We start from the raw sequence: 17,890 nt of genomic DNA on the forward strand, positions 1-17,890 counted from the left end.
TTCCGGCTCTCCGTTTTGTAACCCCGAAGGGTAATTCTCTTGTTTCTGTCAGCTGGCGTTAGGCTCCGGTCACTTCTGACCGGAGTATTTCGCCTGGATTTCCTGTGCCACGTTCGAAGGAACCGGCGCATAGTGGTCGAAGGTCATCGTGTACTGTGCACGGCCCTGCGACATCGAGCGCAGGTTGTCCACGTACTTGAACATGTTGGCCAGCGGTACGTTGGCGCTGATAACGACGGCGATGCCGCGCGTTTCCTGGCCCTGGATCTGACCGCGACGCGAGTTCAGATCGCCGATTACGTCACCGACGTAATCTTCCGGCGTCACGACTTCGACCTTCATCATCGGCTCGAGCAGCTGTGCACCAGCCTTCTTGGCTGCTTCACGGAAGCAGGCACGCGAAGCGATTTCGAACGCCAGAACCGAGGAGTCGACATCGTGGAATGCGCCGTCGATCAGGGTTGCCTTGACGCCAAGCATCGGGAAGCCGGCCAGCGGACCCGAAGAAAGAACGCTTTCGATGCCCTTCTGAACGCCGGGGATGTATTCCTTCGGAATTGCACCACCAACAATCTTCGACTCGAACTTGAAGTCATCGCCTTCATCGTTCGGTTCGAAGATGATCTTGACGCGCGCGAACTGACCGGTACCACCGGACTGCTTCTTGTGCGTGTAGTCTTCTTCGTGCTTCTTCGTGATCGATTCACGGTAAGCAACCTGCGGCGCACCGACGGTAGCTTCAACCTTGAATTCGCGACGCATACGGTCGACGAGAATGTCGAGGTGGAGTTCGCCCATGCCGGCGATGATCGTCTGACCGGATTCTTCGTCCGTCTTGACGCGGAACGACGGATCTTCAGCAGCCAGGCGGTTCAGCGCGAGGCCCATCTTTTCCTGGTCGTTCTTGGTCTTCGGCTCGATGGCGATCTGGATGACCGGCTCGGGGAATTCCATACGCTCAAGGATAACCTGCTTCAGCGGATCGCAGAGCGTGTCGCCGGTGGTGGTGTCCTTGAGACCCGCGAGAGCAACGATGTCGCCAGCAAAGGCTTCTTCGATGTCTTCACGGGAGTTGGAATGCATCTGCAGCATACGGCCAACGCGCTCGCGCTTTTCCTTGACCGTGTTCATGACCGACGTGCCTTTTTCGAGCTTGCCGGAATAGATACGGGCGAAGGTGAGCGAACCGACGAAGGGGTCGTTCATGATCTTGAACGCGAGCATCGAAAGCGGCTCGTCATCGGACGGATGACGTTCGATTTCGGCTTCGGTCTTGACGTCGATGCCCTTGATCGACGGAATGTCGAGCGGCGACGGCAGGTAATCGCAGACGGCGTCGAGCAGAGGCTGAACGCCCTTGTTTTTGAAGGCCGTACCGCAGAACATCGGGTGAAACTTCACGTCGATGGTACCACGGCGAACCAGCGCACGGATCTGATCGTTGTCGGGCATGACGCCGTTCAAGTAGTTTTCCATTGCTGCTTCGTCGATATCGACAACGGTCTCGATGAGGAGTTCGCGGTATTCCGCAGCCTGTTCCTTCATGTCGTCCGGGATTTCAACGACATCCCACTGGGCGCCGAGCGATTCATCACGCCAGACGAGCGCGTTCATTTCGACCAGGTCGATAACGCCCTTGAAGTCGCTTTCTGCGCCGATCGGCAGCTGCATGACAACCGGGATCGCACCGAGGCGCGACTTGATCATCGAAACCGAGCGATAGAAATCGGCGCCGGTCTTGTCCATCTTGTTGCAGAAGATCATCCGCGGGACGTTGTACTTTTCAGCCTGACGCCAGACGGTTTCCGTCTGCGGCTCTACACCAGCGTTGGCGTCGAGCAGGGCGATCGCACCGTCGAGAACACGCAGCGAACGCTCGACTTCAATGGTGAAGTCGACGTGGCCGGGGGTGTCGATGATGTTGAAGCGGCGCATCTTGCCGTCACGGCCCTTCCAGAAGGTCGTGGTAGCAGCGGACGTGATGGTGATACCGCGTTCCTGTTCCTGCTCCATCCAGTCCATGGTGGCAGCGCCGTCATGGACTTCGCCGATCTTGTGCGACTTGCCCGTGTAGTACAGAATCCGCTCGGTCGTCGTGGTCTTGCCGGCGTCGATATGCGCCATGATACCAAAATTACGGTAGTCTTCGATTTTATATTCGCGAGCCATATGACTGCCTTTCGAAAATTGTTCGTCGATTACCAGCGGTAATGCGAGAATGCGCGGTTGGCGTCGGCCATCTTGTGCGTGTCTTCGCGCTTCTTGACGGCGCTACCACGGTTGTTCGCAGCATCCATGAGTTCGCCGCAGAGGCGATCGATCATGGTGGTTTCGTTGCGCTTGCGGGCAGCAGCGATCAGCCAGCGAATGGCAAGAGCCTGGCGGCGTTCGGGACGAACATCGACCGGAACCTGATAGGTTGCACCACCAACGCGGCGCGAACGGACTTCGACGTGCGGAGCGATATTGTCGAGCGCGGAATGGAACACGGTGACCGGCTCCTGCTTCAGCTTGCCCTGAACGAGATCGAATGCACCGTAAACGATGCTTTCAGCGACCGACTTCTTACCATGAAGCATGATAGCATTCATGAACTTGGTGACAACCAGATCGCCGAACTTCGGGTCCGGATTGATCTCGCGCTTTTCTGCACTATGACGACGTGACATACTTTTGTCTCTCAACTTTGAACGGGCGCCTTAACACGCGGAGAACCTCGCGCAGCGCCTTAAACTGTGGAACCCGAATTACTTCGGACGCTTCGCACCATACTTCGAACGGCGCTGCTTACGATTCTTGACACCCTGGGTATCGAGAACGCCGCGAATGATGTGGTAACGAACGCCCGGCAAGTCCTTTACACGGCCGCCGCGGATCATGACAACGGAGTGTTCCTGAAGGTTGTGACCCTCGCCCGGAATGTAGCCGATGACTTCGAAGCCGTTGGTGAGGCGGATCTTGGCAACCTTACGCAGAGCCGAGTTCGGCTTCTTCGGGGTCGTCGTATAAACGCGGGTGCAAACGCCACGCTTCTGCGGGTTTTCCTGCAAAGCAGGAACCTTATTACGCTTTACCTGTGCCTGACGCGGCTTGCGGATCAGCTGGTTTACGGTAGGCATATAACCATCCCTTACAATTCTGTCTCAATACCCTTGCGGGCGGATCAATGCCGTCGCCGGCGGTTTCGAACGCTATAAATGCGCAAAACGAGGACCGATCCACTTTTCAGCAGATGGCCCGCAAAAAAGCAGAGGACACTGTTATTTCAGCGTCTTGCGTCCAGCATTTTGGTCTTCAGCGTGCGTTTCGAACCTTGTTTGAGGCGAACTCCAGAACATGACGTTCCGAACCAGCCAGCCTCACATAGGCTCCGATGGGGCGGGGTGTACTGATTTCGGGGTGTCCCGTCAAGGGGAATTAACAAATATTCCCGGACGCGCAGGGCTGTCATGCCTGCAAAACAAGGCTTTGCCGGGCAAAGAGGAGCTCGCCCCTGCTCCCGAAAGGCGGAATCGCCGGAGCAGGCTTCTCAACTTAAAGAATCATAAAGCAATTCTGCAATTCGGCAAGAACCGGGGGAATCGCCCTCCCCCCAAGTCTCGACGATTCGTCGTGGAACAGTGTTTTTTCCGGCGCGCGCTGCGGCAATACGCTGTAATGTCACAGAATAGAGCTTTCGAAAGAGGAATGAGCCATGACTGCCAAGCCGGACAACGACAACAATCTCGACGGACCGATGGTCTTCATCATCATCGGCAAGGCGTATGAGCAGGATGGCGACAAAGAGGGCGTGGACATCCACGTGATGCTGCGCGCACCCGACGACGACACCGCCGTGCGTGAAGCCTTGAATGCACTGGCCGAGGAAGGTTTCCTCGAAGCAGACCTCGACCAGATCGGCACCTTGACCGATGCACCGGACGATGAGCCGCACGCCTCCGCCTACCAGGGCGCGCTCACCGGTGAAGTCGCGATCATCAAGTTCGGTTGACCGAAAGGGGTGTCATCGGCGGACGCCGATAGCGAGAATGCAAAAAGCCGCCCGGAGCGATCCGGGCGGCTTTTTCAATGGGAGACCAAGGGCGGCAGAACCGCCCTCGCCTTTTCAGCCTTATTCGGCTGCTGCTTCTTCCTTGGCTGCCATGTCGGCCAGCATCGGCGTTGCAGCGTCGGCACCCGTTCCCTTGCGGCGCTCTTCGAGGATCATCTCGTCGCGCGCGGTCGCAATACGGCGGATCTGGGTCATGGTGCCACCGGTACCGGCCGGGATAAGGCGGCCGACGATGACGTTTTCCTTCAGACCCTGCAGGCCGTCGGTCTTGCCGGCGATCGCAGCTTCCGTCAGCACCTTGGTCGTTTCCTGGAAGGAAGCGGCCGAGATGAACGACGGCGTCTGCAGCGATGCCTTGGTGATGCCGAGCAGAACCGGATCGCCGTAAGCCGGCTTCTTGCCCTGTTCGATCAGCTGATCGTTGACATCTTCCAGTTCGATGCGGTCGACGCTGTCGCCAACGATATAGGTCGAGTCACCGGCGTCGGTCACTTCCACCTTCTGCAGCATCTGGCGAACGATCACCTCGATGTGCTTGTCGTTGATCACAACGCCCTGCAGACGATAGACTTCCTGGATTTCGTTGACCAGGTAGGAAGCAAGTGCCTCCACACCCTTGATCGCCAGGATGTCATGCGGTGCCGGGTTACCGTCGAGGATGTAGTCACCCTTTTCGATATAGTCGCCATCCTGAAGATGGAAGGGCTTGCCCTTCGGGATCAGGTACTCGACCGGCTCTACACCGTCTTCCGCAGGCTCGATCAGCACGCGGCGCTTGTTCTTGTAGTCGCGGCCGAAGCGGATCGTACCATCGATTTCGGCGATGATCGCGTGATCCTTCGGACGGCGCGCTTCGAAGAGTTCGGCAACGCGCGGCAGACCGCCGGTGATGTCCTTCGTCTTGGCGCTTTCCAGCGGCGAACGTGCGAGCACGTCACCCTGGGAGACCTTGGTGCCCGGCTCTACCGACAGAATGGCGTCGACCGAAAGCATGAAGCGGGCGTCGCCACCACGCGACAGCTTCATGACTGCGCCGTTCTTGTCCTTGATGACGATTGCCGGCTTCAGGTCGATACCGCGTGGCGTCGAACGCCAATCGATAACCTGACGCTTGGTGATGCCGGTTGCTTCGTCGGTCGCTTCCAGAACGGAGATACCATCGACGATATCTTCGAAATGAACCGTACCTTCGACTTCCGTCATCATCGGGCGTGTGTAGGGGTCCCACTCGGCCAGACGCTGGCCGCGCTTCACCTTGTCACCATCATCGACAAAGATCTTCGAACCGTAGGCGACACGCTGCGAGGACCGCTCGACACCACGTTCGTCGAGAATCTGGATCGCCATGTTGCGGCCCATTGCGACGAGAACGTTTTCCGAGTTGCGCAGCATGTTGCGGTTCTTGATCTGGATCGTACCTTCGTACGACGCTTCCAGGAACGAGCTGTCGACAACCGTCGCCGTGCCACCAAGGTGGAACGTACGCATGGTGAGCTGGGTGCCCGGTTCACCGATCGACTGAGCAGCGATAACACCGACCGCTTCACCCATGTTGACAGGAGTACCGCGGGCAAGGTCACGGCCGTAGCAGACGCCGCAGACGCCGGTCTGGATTTCGCAGGTCAGTGCCGAGCGAATACGGATCGACTGGATGCCAGCCTTTTCGATTTCGACGACATCGGCTTCGAGGATCATCTTGCCAGCGTCGACGATGCGATCGCCGGTAACCGGATGATCGATATTGTCGAGTGCGGTACGGCCGAGAACACGGGCACCGATGGAGGCAACAACCTGACCGGCATCGACGATGGCGGTCATGGTGAGGCCGGTTTCGGTACCGCAATCCGTCGAATTGACGATGCAATCCTGCGCGACGTCGACGAGACGGCGTGTCAGGTAACCGGAGTTTGCGGTCTTCAAGGCGGTGTCTGCGAGACCCTTACGGGCACCGTGGGTCGAGTTGAAGTACTCGTTAACGGTCAGGCCTTCCTTGAAGTTCGAGATGATCGGCGTCTCGATGATTTCACCCGACGGCTTGGCCATCAGGCCGCGCATGCCGCCCAGCTGACGCATCTGGTTCGGAGAACCACGGGCGCCGGAGTGCGACATCATATAGATGGCGTTCATCGGCTTCTGCCGGCCGGTTGCCGGGTCGAACTCAACGGCCTTGATGCGGGCCATCATGTCTTCGGCGACCTTGTCCGTTGCCTTACCCCAGGCGTCGACCACCTTGTTGTACTTTTCGCCCTGAGTGATCAGGCCGTCATTGTACTGCTGTTCGTATTCCTTCACCAGGCTTTCGGTGTCGCCGACGATCTTGGCCTTGGTATCCGGAATGACCATGTCGTCCTTGCCGAACGAAATGCCGGCTCGGCAGGCATGGGCGAAGCCGAGCTGCATGATGCGGTCGCAGAAAATGACCGTGTCCTTCTGGCCGCAATGACGGTAGACCGTGTCGATCATCTTGGAGATGTTCTTCTTGGTCAGTTCCTGGTTGCAGACGTCGAACGGCACGTTGGCGTTCTTCGGCAGAAGTTCGCCGATGAGCATACGGCCAGGCGTGGTTTCATAGATCTTCGAAACCGGCTTGCCTTCGGCATCGACGGTCTTGAAGCGGCCACGGATCTTGGCGTGCAGCGTCACCGACTTGGTTTCAAGCGCGTGATGCAGTTCGCCGAGATCGGAGAAGGCCATGCCTTCGCCCGGCTCGTTCTGGTTCAGGATCGACAGATAGTAGAGGCCGAGAACCATGTCCTGCGACGGAACGATGATCGGCGCGCCGTTTGCCGGGTGCAGAATGTTGTTCGTCGACATCATGAGCACGCGCGCTTCCAGCTGCGCTTCCAGCGACAGCGGGACGTGAACGGCCATCTGGTCACCGTCGAAGTCGGCGTTGAACGCCGTGCAGACGAGCGGATGCAGCTGGATCGCCTTGCCTTCGACCAGGGTCGGTTCGAAGGCCTGGATGCCCAGGCGGTGCAGCGTCGGAGCGCGGTTCAGGAGAACCGGATGCTCGCGGATAACCTCGTCGAGAATATCCCAGACTTCCGGCTTTTCCTTTTCAACCAGCTTCTTGGCCTGCTTGACGGTCGAGGAATAACCCTTGGCGTCGAGGCGGGCGTAGATGAATGGCTTGAACAGTTCGAGCGCCATCTTCTTCGGCAGACCGCACTGGTGCAGCTTCAGTTCCGGGCCGGTCACGATAACCGAACGGCCGGAATAGTCGACGCGCTTGCCGAGCAGGTTCTGACGGAAGCGGCCCTGCTTGCCCTTGAGCATGTCGGACAGCGACTTCAGCGGACGCTTGTTGGCACCGGTGATGACGCGGCCGCGGCGGCCGTTGTCAAACAGGGCGTCAACGGATTCCTGCAGCATGCGCTTTTCGTTGCGGATGATGATGCCAGGCGCACGCAGCTCGATCAGGCGCTTCAACCGGTTGTTCCGGTTGATGACGCGGCGATAGAGGTCGTTGAGGTCGGACGTCGCGAAACGGCCGCCGTCCAGCGGAACCAGCGGACGCAGATCCGGCGGGATCACCGGAACGACCTTCATGATCATCCATTCCGGACGGTTGCCGGATTCCATGAAGTTCTCAACGATCTTCAGGCGCTTCATCAGCTTCTTCTGCTTCAGCTCGGACGTGGTGTCAGCCATTTCCGAACGCAGATCGCCGGCGATCTTTTCGAGATTCATCGAGGCCAGCATCTCGTAGATGGCTTCAGCACCGATCATCGCCGTGAACTGATCTTCGCCGAACTCGTCGACGGCGATCATGTATTCTTCTTCCGAGAGAAGCTGATTTTCCTTGAGAGAAGTCAGGCCTGGCTCGGTGACGATGTAGTTTTCGAAATAGAGGACGCGCTCGATATCCTTCAGCGTCATGTCGAGCAGCGTCGCGATGCGGCTCGGCAGGGACTTCAGGAACCAGATATGGGCGACCGGAGCGGCAAGCTCGATATGCCCCATGCGCTCACGGCGAACGCGCGACAACGTCACTTCGACGCCGCACTTTTCGCAGATGATGCCCTTGTACTTCATGCGCTTGTACTTGCCGCACAGGCACTCATAGTCCTTGATCGGGCCAAAGATGCGCGCGCAGAACAGGCCGTCGCGTTCCGGCTTGAACGTGCGGTAGTTGATGGTTTCCGGCTTCTTGATCTCACCGTAGGACCAGGAGAGAATCTTCTCCGGCGACGCAATCGAGATCCGGATGGAATCGAAGGTCTGCGCAGGCACCTGCGGATTGAAAAGGTTCATGACCTCTTGGTTCATGCCTATCTCCTTTATGGGCTATCGCCCTGAGCTTGGCAGAGAGCGCGGCAATTCCCGGGCGCCGGCTCCTGCTCGAAACGGATAAAACCGCATCAAATGCGGCCGTATTTCCTACCCTGCCCCGCCAACGCGGGATCGGGTGGAAACGGTGCGCGCCGCCTTTTTAAAAGCGGCACGCACCCTGATGTCTTACTCGGCCGCGTCCGGCAGCTGCGTCGCCGTCGTGAGTTCGTCGAGCTTGGAGTTCTCCAGTTCGACAGAAAGACCCAGCGAGCGCATTTCCTTGACGAGAACGTTGAAGCTCTCCGGAATACCGGCTTCGAAGGTGTCGTCTCCGCGGACGATCGCTTCGTAGACCTTGGTACGGCCGGCCACGTCGTCGGACTTCACCGTCAGCATTTCCTGCAGGGTGTAGGCGGCGCCGTAAGCTTCCAGAGCCCAGACTTCCATTTCCCCGAAGCGCTGACCGCCGAACTGCGCCTTACCACCGAGCGGCTGCTGAGTGACGAGCGAGTAAGGACCGATCGAACGGGCGTGGATCTTGTCGTCCACAAGGTGGTTCAGCTTCAGCATGTAGATGTAGCCGACCGTCACCTGACGGTCGAACTGATCGCCGGTACGGCCATCATACAGCGTCGACTGACCCGAAACCTTCAGGCCTGCCTGTTCCAGCATCTCGTTGACGTCGGCTTCGACAGCACCGTCGAAGACAGGCGTTGCGATCGACACGCCGCGGCGGGTCTGCTCGGCCAGACGGACGATGGATTCATCGTCGTAGTCCTTGATCGGCTCGCCCTTCGGACCGGAACCAATGACGCTGTCAATGGTATCGCGCAGCGGCTGGATGCTGTCGCCTGCCTTATAGGCGTCGAGCATCTGACCGATCTGCTTGCCCATGCCGGCGCAGGCCCAACCCAGATGGGTTTCAAGGATCTGGCCAACGTTCATGCGCGAAGGCACGCCCAGCGGATTGAGCACGACGTCAACATGCGTACCATCTTCCAGGAACGGCATGTCTTCGATCGGCACGATGCGAGAAACCACACCCTTGTTGCCGTGACGGCCAGCCATCTTGTCGCCTGGCTGGATCTTGCGCTTCACAGCGACGAAGACCTTGACCATCTTCATGACGCCCGGAGGCATTTCGTCGCCACGCTGAACCTTTTCGACCTTGTCCATGAAGCGATGCTCGAGCAGCGACTTGGATTCGTCGTACTGGCCACGCAGAGCTTCGACTTCGCCCTGAGCCTTTTCGTCTTCCGTCGCAAACATCCACCACTGCGAGCGGGGATATTCGGAAATGACGGCGTTCGAAAGTTCGGTGCCCTTCTTGAAGCCCTTCGGACCGGCAACAGCGACCTGGCCGCGCAGCATGTCGAGGAGACGCGAGTAGACGTTGCGATCGAGGATCGCCTGTTCGTCGTCGCGGTCCTTGGCAAGACGCTCGATCTCTTCCCGCTCGATCGCCATCGCACGTTCGTCTTTTTCCACGCCGTGACGGTTGAAGACGCGAACTTCGACGATGGTGCCGAAGGTGCCCGGAGGCATACGCATGGAGGTGTCGCGGACGTCGGACGCCTTTTCACCGAAGATGGCGCGCAGAAGCTTTTCTTCCGGCGTCATCGGGCTTTCGCCCTTCGGGGTGATCTTGCCGACCAGAATGTCGCCAGGAGCCACTTCGGCGCCGATGTAGACGATACCGGCTTCGTCGAGGTTCTTCAGCGCTTCTTCCGAAACGTTCGGAATGTCGCGGGTGATTTCTTCCGGACCAAGCTTGGTGTCGCGCGCCATCACTTCGAATTCTTCGATGTGGATGGAGGTGAACACGTCATCGCGAACGATGCGCTCGGACAGAAGGATCGAGTCCTCGTAGTTGTAACCGTTCCACGGCATGAACGCGACGAGCGCGTTGCGGCCGAGAGCCAGGTCACCGAGATCGGTCGAGGGACCGTCAGCGATGATGTCGCCCTTGTTCAGGATGTCACCGACGGTGACCAGCGGGCGCTGGTTGACGCAGGTGTTCTGGTTGGAACGCTGGAACTTCTGCAGGCGGTAGATGTCAACGCCGGACTTGCCGGCCTGGAGATCTTCCGTCGCACGGATAACGATACGGGTCGCATCGACCTGGTCGACCACGCCGCCACGACGGGCAGCGATGGCAGCGCCGGAGTCGCGAGCCACGATCGGCTCCATGCCGGTACCGACGAACGGTGCTTCCGCACGCAGCAGAGGCACGGCCTGACGCTGCATGTTGGAACCCATCAGAGCGCGGTTGGCGTCGTCGTTTTCCAGGAACGGAATGAGCGCCGCAGCAACAGAAACGAGCTGCTTTGGCGAAACGTCCATCAGGTTCACGACATCGCGCGGAGCGAGCATAACGTCGCCAGCGTGACGGCAAACAACGAATTCTTCAACGAAGGACTGGTCGTCGTTGAGTTCGGAGTTGGCCTGGGCCACGTGATACTTGGCTTCTTCCATCGCCGACAGATAGACGACATCCTTAGTGACCTTACCGTCAACGATCTTGCGGTAAGGGCTTTCGATGAAGCCATACTTGTTGACGCGGGCAAAGGTCGCCAGCGAGTTGATCAGACCGATGTTCGGGCCTTCCGGCGTTTCGATCGGGCAGATACGGCCGTAATGGGTCGGGTGAACGTCGCGGACTTCGAAGCCGGCGCGTTCGCGCGTCAGACCGCCCGGTCCAAGAGCCGAAAGACGGCGCTTGTGGGTGATTTCCGACAGCGGGTTCACCTGGTCCATGAACTGCGACAGCTGCGAGGAACCGAAGAACTCGCGAACAGCGGCAGCAGCCGGCTTGGCGTTGATCAGGTCCTGCGGCATGACAGTGTCGATTTCGATCGACGACATGCGTTCCTTGATCGCACGCTCCATGCGCAGCAGACCGAGGCGATACTGATTTTCCATCAATTCGCCGACCGAACGCACACGGCGGTTGCCGAGGTTGTCGATGTCGTCGATTTCGCCCTTGCCGTCACGCAGGTCCACGAGCATCCGGACAACAGCCAGGATGTCTTCCTTGCGCAGAACACGAACCGTATCGGCAGCATCCACGTCGAGACGCATGTTCATCTTCACGCGGCCAACGGCGGACAGGTCGTAACGCTCCGCATCGAAGAACAACGTGTTGAACATGGCTTCAGCCGAATCCATGGTCGGCGGCTCGCCGGGACGCATGACGCGGTAGATATCGAACAGCGCATCCTGACGGTTTTCGTTCTTGTCGACCGAAAGCGTGTTGCGGATGTAGGCACCGACATTGATATGGTCGATGTCGAGGATCGGGATTTCGTCGAAACCAGCACCGAGGATGACGCCGAGCGTCTTCTCGTCGATTTCATCGCCGGCTTCGAGGAAGATCTCACCGGTCGACATGTTGACGAGGTCTTCGGCCAGGAAGTTGCCGTAAAGTTCGTCATCGGTCGCCTTGATGGCCTTGAGGCCCTTTTCGGTGAGCTGCTTCAACAGACGCGGGGTCAGCTTCTTGCCGGATTCCACGACCACTTCGCCGGTGTCGGCGTCGATCAGGTCGGACAAGGCCTTCTGGCCCTTCAAGACGTCCGGCTGGAACGGAATGCGCCAGCCCTTGCCGTCACGCTGGTAGAGCGACTTGGTGTAGAACGTATCGAGGATTTCCTCGCCGTCCATGCCGAGCGCCATCAGCAGCGACGTCACCGGAATCTTGCGGCGGCGGTCGATACGGGCGTGCACAACGTCCTTGGCATCGAATTCGATGTCGAGCCAGGAGCCGCGATACGGAATGACGCGGGCAGCAAACAGCAGCTTGCCCGAGGAGTGGCTCTTGCCCTTGTCGTGGTCGAAGAACACGCCCGGCGAACGGTGCATCTGGGAGACGATGACGCGCTCGGTGCCGTTGACGATGAACGTACCGTTGTTGGTCATGAGCGGCATGTCGCCCATGTAAACGTTCTGTTCCTTGATGTCCTTGATCGACTTGGCGCCCGTATCCTCGTCAATATCAAACACGATGAGGCGCAGCGTCACCTTGAGCGGCGCTGCGTAGGTCAGATCGCGCTGACGGCATTCCTCGACGTCGAACTTCGGCTGTTCGAACTCGTAGGACACGAATTCGAGCATCGAAGCGCCGGAGAAATCGGTGATCGGGAAAACCGACTTGAAAACAGACTGAAGCCCCTCGTCCGGACGGCCGCCTTGCGGCTCGTCGACCATGAGGAACTGATCGTAGGATGCCTTCTGAACCTCGATGAGGTTCGGCATTTCTGCGACTTCGGGAATTTTACCAAAAAACTTGCGTACGCGCCTACGACCATTGAAAGAAAGGGTCTGAGCCATCGTCGCTCCTTCAAATTTTGCATCCGGGCCTGCAACGGACGGGAACCGATGGCCAGTCGACCCCGTCAATCAATGGATTGTTCAATCTCGTCCAGCCCCCAAAAACGCTCAGCGCGGATTGCTGTGCTGTTCCTGGTTCGGGACTATCCTCTTGAAGAACCCATTACCCAAAAGCCGTTTTCAATGGGCTTTTGGGTAATATGTTCAGAAAGCGGTCAAAGAGAGGCGGCCATTTTCATGGCCACCTCTCCTTTAAAACAAGCAGAATTACTTGACGTCAACCTTGGCGCCAGCTTCTTCGAGCTTCTTCTTGAGGTCTGCAGCTTCAGCCTTGGAAACGCCTTCCTTGACGGCCTTCGGAGCAGCTTCAACGAGATCCTTGGCTTCCTTCAGGCCGAGGCCTGTGATCGCGCGGACTTCCTTGATGACGTTGATCTTGTTTGCGCCGGCATCAGCGAGGATGACGTCAAACTCAGTCTTTTCTTCTTCAGCAGCAGCAGCAACGCCAGCGCCGCCAGCAGCAGCAACGGCTACCGGAGCAGCAGCGGAAACGCCCCACTTTTCTTCAAGAAGCTTCGACAGTTCTGCAGCTTCCAGAACGGTCAACGAGGACAGGTCTTCAACGATCTTAGAGAGATCAGCCATTTTATAGTTCCTTTTATTCGGTTCGAACTTGGTTTGATATAACAACGAAAAACCGCCTTATGCGGCTTCTTCGTCCTTCTTGGCGTAGGCTGCGAACACGCGGGCAAGCTGGCTTGCCGGTGCTGCAACAACCGATGCGATGCGCGTTGCCGGGGTCTGAATCATACCCAGCAGCTTTGCACGCAGCTCGTCCAGCGACGGCAGGGTCGCAAGCGACTTGACTGCATCCGCGGACAGCGTGGTTGCGCCCATGGCGCCACCCAGAACAACGATCTTGTCGTTGGTCTTGGCGAAGTCCATGAGAACCTTAGGAGCCGTGATCGGGTCGGCGCTGAATGCTACCAGCGTCTGGCCCTTGAAGAGATTGGACATCCCTTCGGCTTCCGTACCCTGAAGGGCGATCTTGGCCAGGCGGTTTTTCGCGACTTTGACGGTGCCGCCAGCAGCGCGCATCTTCGAACGGAAGTCGTTCATCTGTGCGACTGTGACACCAGCATAGTGGGCCACGACAACCGAACCGGCGCCCTTGAAGGACTCGTTCAGCTCCGTGACGAATTCGCGTTTTTCCGCTCTTTCCACTGCCTATCTCCAGTTGACTGGACCGCAATACACAGCCCAGTCGGTTTGCCTTTGCCGCAAGAAATCAAGGTGATCTCAGGCGACGCTCGAGGATCCTGTCCCCTGCGGACGCTTCGCAGCGTTCACAAGGCAAGCCGAGGTTCGAACCGAATTTCCACACTTGCGTGCGTCAAATGAAATTCGGGACTCACCCATCTCATGCAGGCTGAAGTGATTAAGGGATAACCACCTGCAATCTCGGACAGGAGTTCCGGGTTTGATCCCGGAATTTCCGGCTCCGAGGAGCCGGAAATCTGTGACCGGACCGAGGCCCGGATAAACTGATTAAGCGGCGCTAACCGTCGACGGGTCGATCTTGACGCCTGGACCCATGGTCGAGGAAATCGCGACGCGCTTGACGTAGTTGCCCTTGGCGCCAGCCGGCTTTGCCTTGATGACCGCATCAGCGAAAGCGCGGATGTTTTCTTCAAGAGCAGCAGCATCGAACGATGCCTTGCCGATGCCAGCGTGAACGATACCGGCCTTTTCGACGCGGAACTCAACGGCGCCGCCCTTCGATGCCTTGACAGCACCGGCGACGTCCATGGTGACGGTTCCGACCTTCGGGTTCGGCATCATGCCACGCGGGCCGAGTACCTTGCCGAGACGGCCGACGAGCGGCATCATGTCCGGAGTGGCGATGCAGCGATCGAAATCGATCTTGCCGCCCTGAACGATGTCAACCAGGTCTTCCGCACCGACGATGTCTGCGCCGGCAGCCTTAGCTTCATCAGCCTTGGCGCCACGTGCGAACACGGCAACGCGAACGTCACGGCCAGTGCCGTTCGGCAGGTTGACAACGCCACGGACCATCTGGTCGGCATGACGCGGATCAACACCGAGGTTCATCGCAACTTCGATGGTTTCGTCGAACTTTGCGATCGCACGGGCCTTCACCAGGGTGATGGCTTCCGACAGAGCAACGAGCTTCGTCGGATCGATGCCTTCGCGGGTCTTCTGTACACGCTTTGCAAGCTTTGCCATGTTACGCCACCACTTCCAGACCCATGGCGCGGGCGGAGCCCTCGATCATGGTCATTGCGCCTTCGATATCGGCTGCGTTCAGGTCCTTCATCTTGGCTTCGGCGATCGACTTGATCTGAGCCTTGGTGAGCTTACCTGCAGCAGCTCCCTTGCCCGGGGTCTTCGAACCCGAGGTGAGCTTTGCTTCCTTCTTCAGGAAGTAGCTGACTGGCGGCTGCTTCATGACGAAAGTGAAGGACTTGTCCTGGTAATAGGTGATGACGACCGGGATCGGCATGCCCTTTTCCATTTCCTGCGTAGCCGCATTGAACGACTTGCAGAATTCCATGATGTTAATGCCACGCTGACCAAGCGCCGGGCCGATTGGCGGGGACGGGTTTGCCGATCCTGCCTTGACCTGAAGCTTGAGCTGGCCTGCAACTTTCTTAGCCATATCTCTCTGCCTTTATGGTTTTCCAGGCTCCCTCCCCGCCAATGGCAGATCGGAACCGGAAATGTTCTGGCCGGTTTCCCGGCCCTTCATGCCACGCTCGAAAAGCGCGGCGGCTGCGGTTGCGTGGTGCGGAACCGGATCCGGCTAAGACCCTTACCCTTCCACGCGGATTGCGGGTTGCCCCGCCTTTACCGGATAAAACCATCCGGAAACAAAAGAATGCCGCGCAGCCAGACAATCCCGGCGCTGCGGCATTCTGAAATCAGACTTTTTCGACCTGAGCGTACTCAAGATCAACCGGCGTAGCGCGGCCGAAGATCGACACTTCAACCTTGAGGCGCGAACGCTCCTCGTCAACGTCCTGAACGATACCGTTGAACGATGCGAACGGACCGTCGGAGACGCGTACCTGCTCACCGACCTCAAAGGAAATCGAAGGCTTCGGACGATCTACACCGTCCTGAACCTGACCGAGAATGCGCTCGGCTTCGAAATCCGGGATCGGAACCGGCTTGTTGTCGGAACCGAGGAAGCCCGTAACCTTGGGCGTATTCTTGATGAGGTGATAGGCCTCATCCGTCAGATTGGCGCGCACAAGCACGTAACCCGGAAAAAACTTGCGCTCGGCATCGACCTTGCGGCCACGACGAACTTCAACGACCTTCTCGGTCGGAACGAGAATCTTTTCAAACAGATGGCTCAAGCCCTTCTGCTTGGCCTTCTCCTCGATCGATTCAGCGACCTTCTTCTCGAAATTCGAGTAGGCGTGAACGATGTACCAACGCGCTGCCATATTCATCCCCAACCGTTCAGACGCCAGCATTCAGGACGAGGCCAATCAGCCAGCCCATCAGTTGGTCCGCAGCAAAAAAGAAGATCGCCGCAAAGAACACCATGACGAATACCATCAGCGTCGAGATCATCGTCTCGCGCCGTGAAGGCCAAGTGACTTTCGCCGTCTCAGCACGAACCTGCTGCAGAAACGTAAATGGATTTGTTTTGGATGCCATTGAATGCTCACGCCTTAACGGCCCGTAAAGCTGACGATCAGCCCCACGCGCCGCGTGTCTGTTTGAACCCTACATAAAGACCGATTCTATAAATCACAAGAGGTCAACGATCTTTTTGCGAAATTAGCCGGAAAAGACAAGCCTTCTCCCTGTATAGTGTGCCAGCTCGCTGCGGCTTGATATGTACCGAATTGAATGGCAGGGGCAGTAAGGCTCGAACTTACGACCTGCGGTTTTGGAGACCGCCGCTCTACCAACTGAGCTATACCCCTAGACCAGCAGCGCCAGATGCAAAATGCGAAGCGCCACATGAAGTCAGCGGGTTATTATTCAGTTTGACCGGAATTGACAAGCGTCTTTGCGCGAAAAAAGAAAAGAAATCCGCATCCGGTCCCGTTTTTCCCGGCCTGATATCCACAGTCTAGACTTCGACGTATTGACGCCAGTCATGCTCCTCCCGGAACCCCAGCACTTCGCGGATCTTCCGGTTCGAAAGCAAGCTCTCGAACTCACCAATCTCGCGGGTGAACGGCACGCCTGGAAAATACCGCACCGCCAGTTCCCGCGTCGGCGTATTGGCCGACACCGTATCATTGACTGCATTGAAAACCTGGAAACCGAGCCCGTCCTTCTCGACGCAGAGCTTGACGATCTGCCCGAGATCGCGGGCGTCAATATAGCTCCAGGCGATGCGTTTGCGGATTTCCGGATTGGCGAAATAGGCCGGGAATCGCGCGTATTCGTGCGGCTCGATGACATTGCCTATCCTCAGCGCATAGATATCGGCCCCGGAGCGTTCGGCAAAGGCACGCGCCGTCTTCTCGTTCACCACCTTCGACAGCCCGTAGGAATCCATCGGATTAACGTCATAGTCCTCATCCAGGGGGAACTGATGAAAGTCGCGATGACCTTCGGCAAAGCAGACGCCGTAGGTGGTCTCGCTGGAGGCAATGATGATCTTGCGGATACCGAGCTTCACTGCCGCCTCGATGACGTTGTAGGTGCCCATCGTGTTGATGCGGAAGGTTTCGTTGTCCGGCTTGATCAGGATGCGCGGCACGGCGGCGAAATGAACCACCGCATCAAATGGCTGCGGCCCCTTCCCCTGTTCCATATCGGGGAAATCCCGGTGCATCGACATGACATTGAACATCTGACCGCTATCGGTGATGTCGGCGATCAGATTGGTGACGCCCGGGCTCTCCAGTGGCGCCAGGTCGACATTATGCACCTCATAGCCCGCCTCAACGAGATACGGCACAGCGTGGCGACCTGCCTTGCCTGCACCACCGGTAAACAGAATTCTCTTGCCCATGACATCCTCCGTTCGGTCACAACCCCGTGCAGGCGCTTGCATGCCCGTCATTCCGCTATGCCCCTGCCCCTTCGAGCGCCACAAGGGTCACTCTCCAGACCAGGCTACGATCAATTCATGCCGCGCAAGGTTTCCGGGCGCAGCAGCAAACAACATGATGCCATCTGTTGCCAGATAACAAAAAACCCCGCTGTTGCCAGCGGGGCCCTTTTCAGTTCTTGCTATCGCCG

Annotated in this window: 13 protein-coding genes and 1 tRNA gene; 1 reads left to right on the forward strand and 13 read right to left on the reverse strand. The window is 58.1% G+C overall.

Features of this window, described 5'->3' with window-relative positions; all coding sequences use genetic code 11:
* Window positions 1-69: 69 nt before the first annotated feature.
* From fusA to rpsL, 3 genes are all read right to left on the reverse strand, one after another.
* Window positions 70-2,169: an elongation factor G gene (gene fusA / locus ACSQ3J_RS30400; protein ID WP_060505010.1), complete on the reverse strand. Its 2,100-nt coding sequence runs from the start codon at window positions 2,167-2,169 to the stop codon at window positions 70-72.
* 29 nt (window positions 2,170-2,198) lie between these two features.
* Complete coding sequence (gene rpsG, locus ACSQ3J_RS30405) at window positions 2,199-2,669, reverse strand: 30S ribosomal protein S7 (RefSeq protein WP_037103366.1); 471 nt, start codon at window positions 2,667-2,669, stop codon at window positions 2,199-2,201.
* Window positions 2,670-2,747: 78 nt separating this feature from the next.
* Window positions 2,748-3,119: a 30S ribosomal protein S12 gene (gene rpsL, locus ACSQ3J_RS30410; protein WP_003507760.1), complete on the reverse strand. Its 372-nt coding sequence runs from the start codon at window positions 3,117-3,119 to the stop codon at window positions 2,748-2,750.
* A 575-nt stretch (window positions 3,120-3,694) separates the two neighbouring features.
* Between rpsL and ACSQ3J_RS30415 the strand changes: the two genes are divergently transcribed.
* Window positions 3,695-3,991 (forward strand): hypothetical protein, encoded by a 297-nt coding sequence (locus tag ACSQ3J_RS30415; RefSeq protein WP_060505011.1) that lies wholly within the window; start codon window positions 3,695-3,697, stop codon window positions 3,989-3,991.
* Between the two features lie 120 nt (window positions 3,992-4,111).
* Here ACSQ3J_RS30415 and rpoC read toward each other — a convergent pair whose 3' ends face one another.
* The 10 genes from rpoC to ACSQ3J_RS30465 all read right to left on the reverse strand — a co-directional run bounded on the left by rpoC (window position 4,112) and on the right by ACSQ3J_RS30465 (window position 17,660).
* Complete coding sequence (gene rpoC / locus ACSQ3J_RS30420; protein ID WP_060505012.1) at window positions 4,112-8,323, reverse strand: DNA-directed RNA polymerase subunit beta'; 4,212 nt, start codon at window positions 8,321-8,323, stop codon at window positions 4,112-4,114.
* A 189-nt stretch (window positions 8,324-8,512) separates the two neighbouring features.
* Window positions 8,513-12,655, reverse strand: a complete 4,143-nt coding sequence (rpoB, locus tag ACSQ3J_RS30425; protein ID WP_060505013.1) for a DNA-directed RNA polymerase subunit beta — start codon at window positions 12,653-12,655, stop codon at window positions 8,513-8,515.
* A gap of 267 nt (window positions 12,656-12,922) precedes the next feature.
* Entirely contained in the window at window positions 12,923-13,300 is a 378-nt protein-coding gene (gene rplL / locus ACSQ3J_RS30430; protein WP_037103358.1) for a 50S ribosomal protein L7/L12, read from the reverse strand.
* A 57-nt stretch (window positions 13,301-13,357) separates the two neighbouring features.
* Window positions 13,358-13,879 (reverse strand): 50S ribosomal protein L10, encoded by a 522-nt coding sequence (rplJ, locus tag ACSQ3J_RS30435; RefSeq protein ID WP_037103356.1) that lies wholly within the window; start codon window positions 13,877-13,879, stop codon window positions 13,358-13,360.
* A 324-nt stretch (window positions 13,880-14,203) separates the two neighbouring features.
* Complete coding sequence (rplA, locus tag ACSQ3J_RS30440; RefSeq protein ID WP_037103354.1) at window positions 14,204-14,902, reverse strand: 50S ribosomal protein L1; 699 nt, start codon at window positions 14,900-14,902, stop codon at window positions 14,204-14,206.
* A 1-nt stretch (window position 14,903) separates the two neighbouring features.
* On the reverse strand, window positions 14,904-15,335 hold the full coding sequence (gene rplK / locus ACSQ3J_RS30445) for a 50S ribosomal protein L11 (RefSeq protein WP_037103352.1): 432 nt from the start codon (window positions 15,333-15,335) through the stop codon (window positions 14,904-14,906).
* A gap of 262 nt (window positions 15,336-15,597) precedes the next feature.
* On the reverse strand, window positions 15,598-16,128 hold the full coding sequence (gene nusG, locus ACSQ3J_RS30450; RefSeq protein ID WP_060505015.1) for a transcription termination/antitermination protein NusG: 531 nt from the start codon (window positions 16,126-16,128) through the stop codon (window positions 15,598-15,600).
* A 16-nt stretch (window positions 16,129-16,144) separates the two neighbouring features.
* Entirely contained in the window at window positions 16,145-16,345 is a 201-nt protein-coding gene (gene secE, locus ACSQ3J_RS30455; protein ID WP_037103350.1) for a preprotein translocase subunit SecE, read from the reverse strand.
* A 196-nt stretch (window positions 16,346-16,541) separates the two neighbouring features.
* Window positions 16,542-16,617: transfer RNA gene (locus tag ACSQ3J_RS30460), tRNA-Trp, on the reverse strand.
* Window positions 16,618-16,766: 149 nt separating this feature from the next.
* Window positions 16,767-17,660: an NAD-dependent epimerase/dehydratase family protein gene (locus tag ACSQ3J_RS30465; protein ID WP_060505014.1), complete on the reverse strand. Its 894-nt coding sequence runs from the start codon at window positions 17,658-17,660 to the stop codon at window positions 16,767-16,769.
* Window positions 17,661-17,890 lie beyond the last annotated feature (230 nt).

Source organism: Rhizobium sp. LjRoot98, from assembly GCF_964252935.1.
Taxonomy (GTDB): domain Bacteria; phylum Pseudomonadota; class Alphaproteobacteria; order Rhizobiales; family Rhizobiaceae; genus Pararhizobium.

Bases quoted from the DNA above. Each gene is read 5' to 3' on its own strand.
- nusG (WP_060505015.1), bottom strand. From the start codon at position 16,128: ATGGCAGCGCGTTGGTACATCGTTCACGCCTACTCGAATTTCGAGAAG.
- rplL (WP_037103358.1), bottom strand. From the start codon at position 13,300: ATGGCTGATCTCTCTAAGATCGTTGAAGACCTGTCCTCGTTGACCGTT.
- rplK (WP_037103352.1), bottom strand. From the start codon at position 15,335: ATGGCTAAGAAAGTTGCAGGCCAGCTCAAGCTTCAGGTCAAGGCAGGA.
- rpsG (WP_037103366.1), bottom strand. From the start codon at position 2,669: ATGTCACGTCGTCATAGTGCAGAAAAGCGCGAGATCAATCCGGACCCG.
- rplA (WP_037103354.1), bottom strand. From the start codon at position 14,902: ATGGCAAAGCTTGCAAAGCGTGTACAGAAGACCCGCGAAGGCATCGAT.
- ACSQ3J_RS30415 (WP_060505011.1), top strand. From the start codon at position 3,695: ATGACTGCCAAGCCGGACAACGACAACAATCTCGACGGACCGATGGTC.
- ACSQ3J_RS30465 (WP_060505014.1), bottom strand. From the start codon at position 17,660: ATGGGCAAGAGAATTCTGTTTACCGGTGGTGCAGGCAAGGCAGGTCGC.
- secE (WP_037103350.1), bottom strand. From the start codon at position 16,345: ATGGCATCCAAAACAAATCCATTTACGTTTCTGCAGCAGGTTCGTGCT.
- rpoC (WP_060505012.1), bottom strand. From the start codon at position 8,323: ATGAACCAAGAGGTCATGAACCTTTTCAATCCGCAGGTGCCTGCGCAG.
- rpoB (WP_060505013.1), bottom strand. From the start codon at position 12,655: ATGGCTCAGACCCTTTCTTTCAATGGTCGTAGGCGCGTACGCAAGTTT.
- fusA (WP_060505010.1), bottom strand. From the start codon at position 2,169: ATGGCTCGCGAATATAAAATCGAAGACTACCGTAATTTTGGTATCATG.
- rpsL (WP_003507760.1), bottom strand. From the start codon at position 3,119: ATGCCTACCGTAAACCAGCTGATCCGCAAGCCGCGTCAGGCACAGGTA.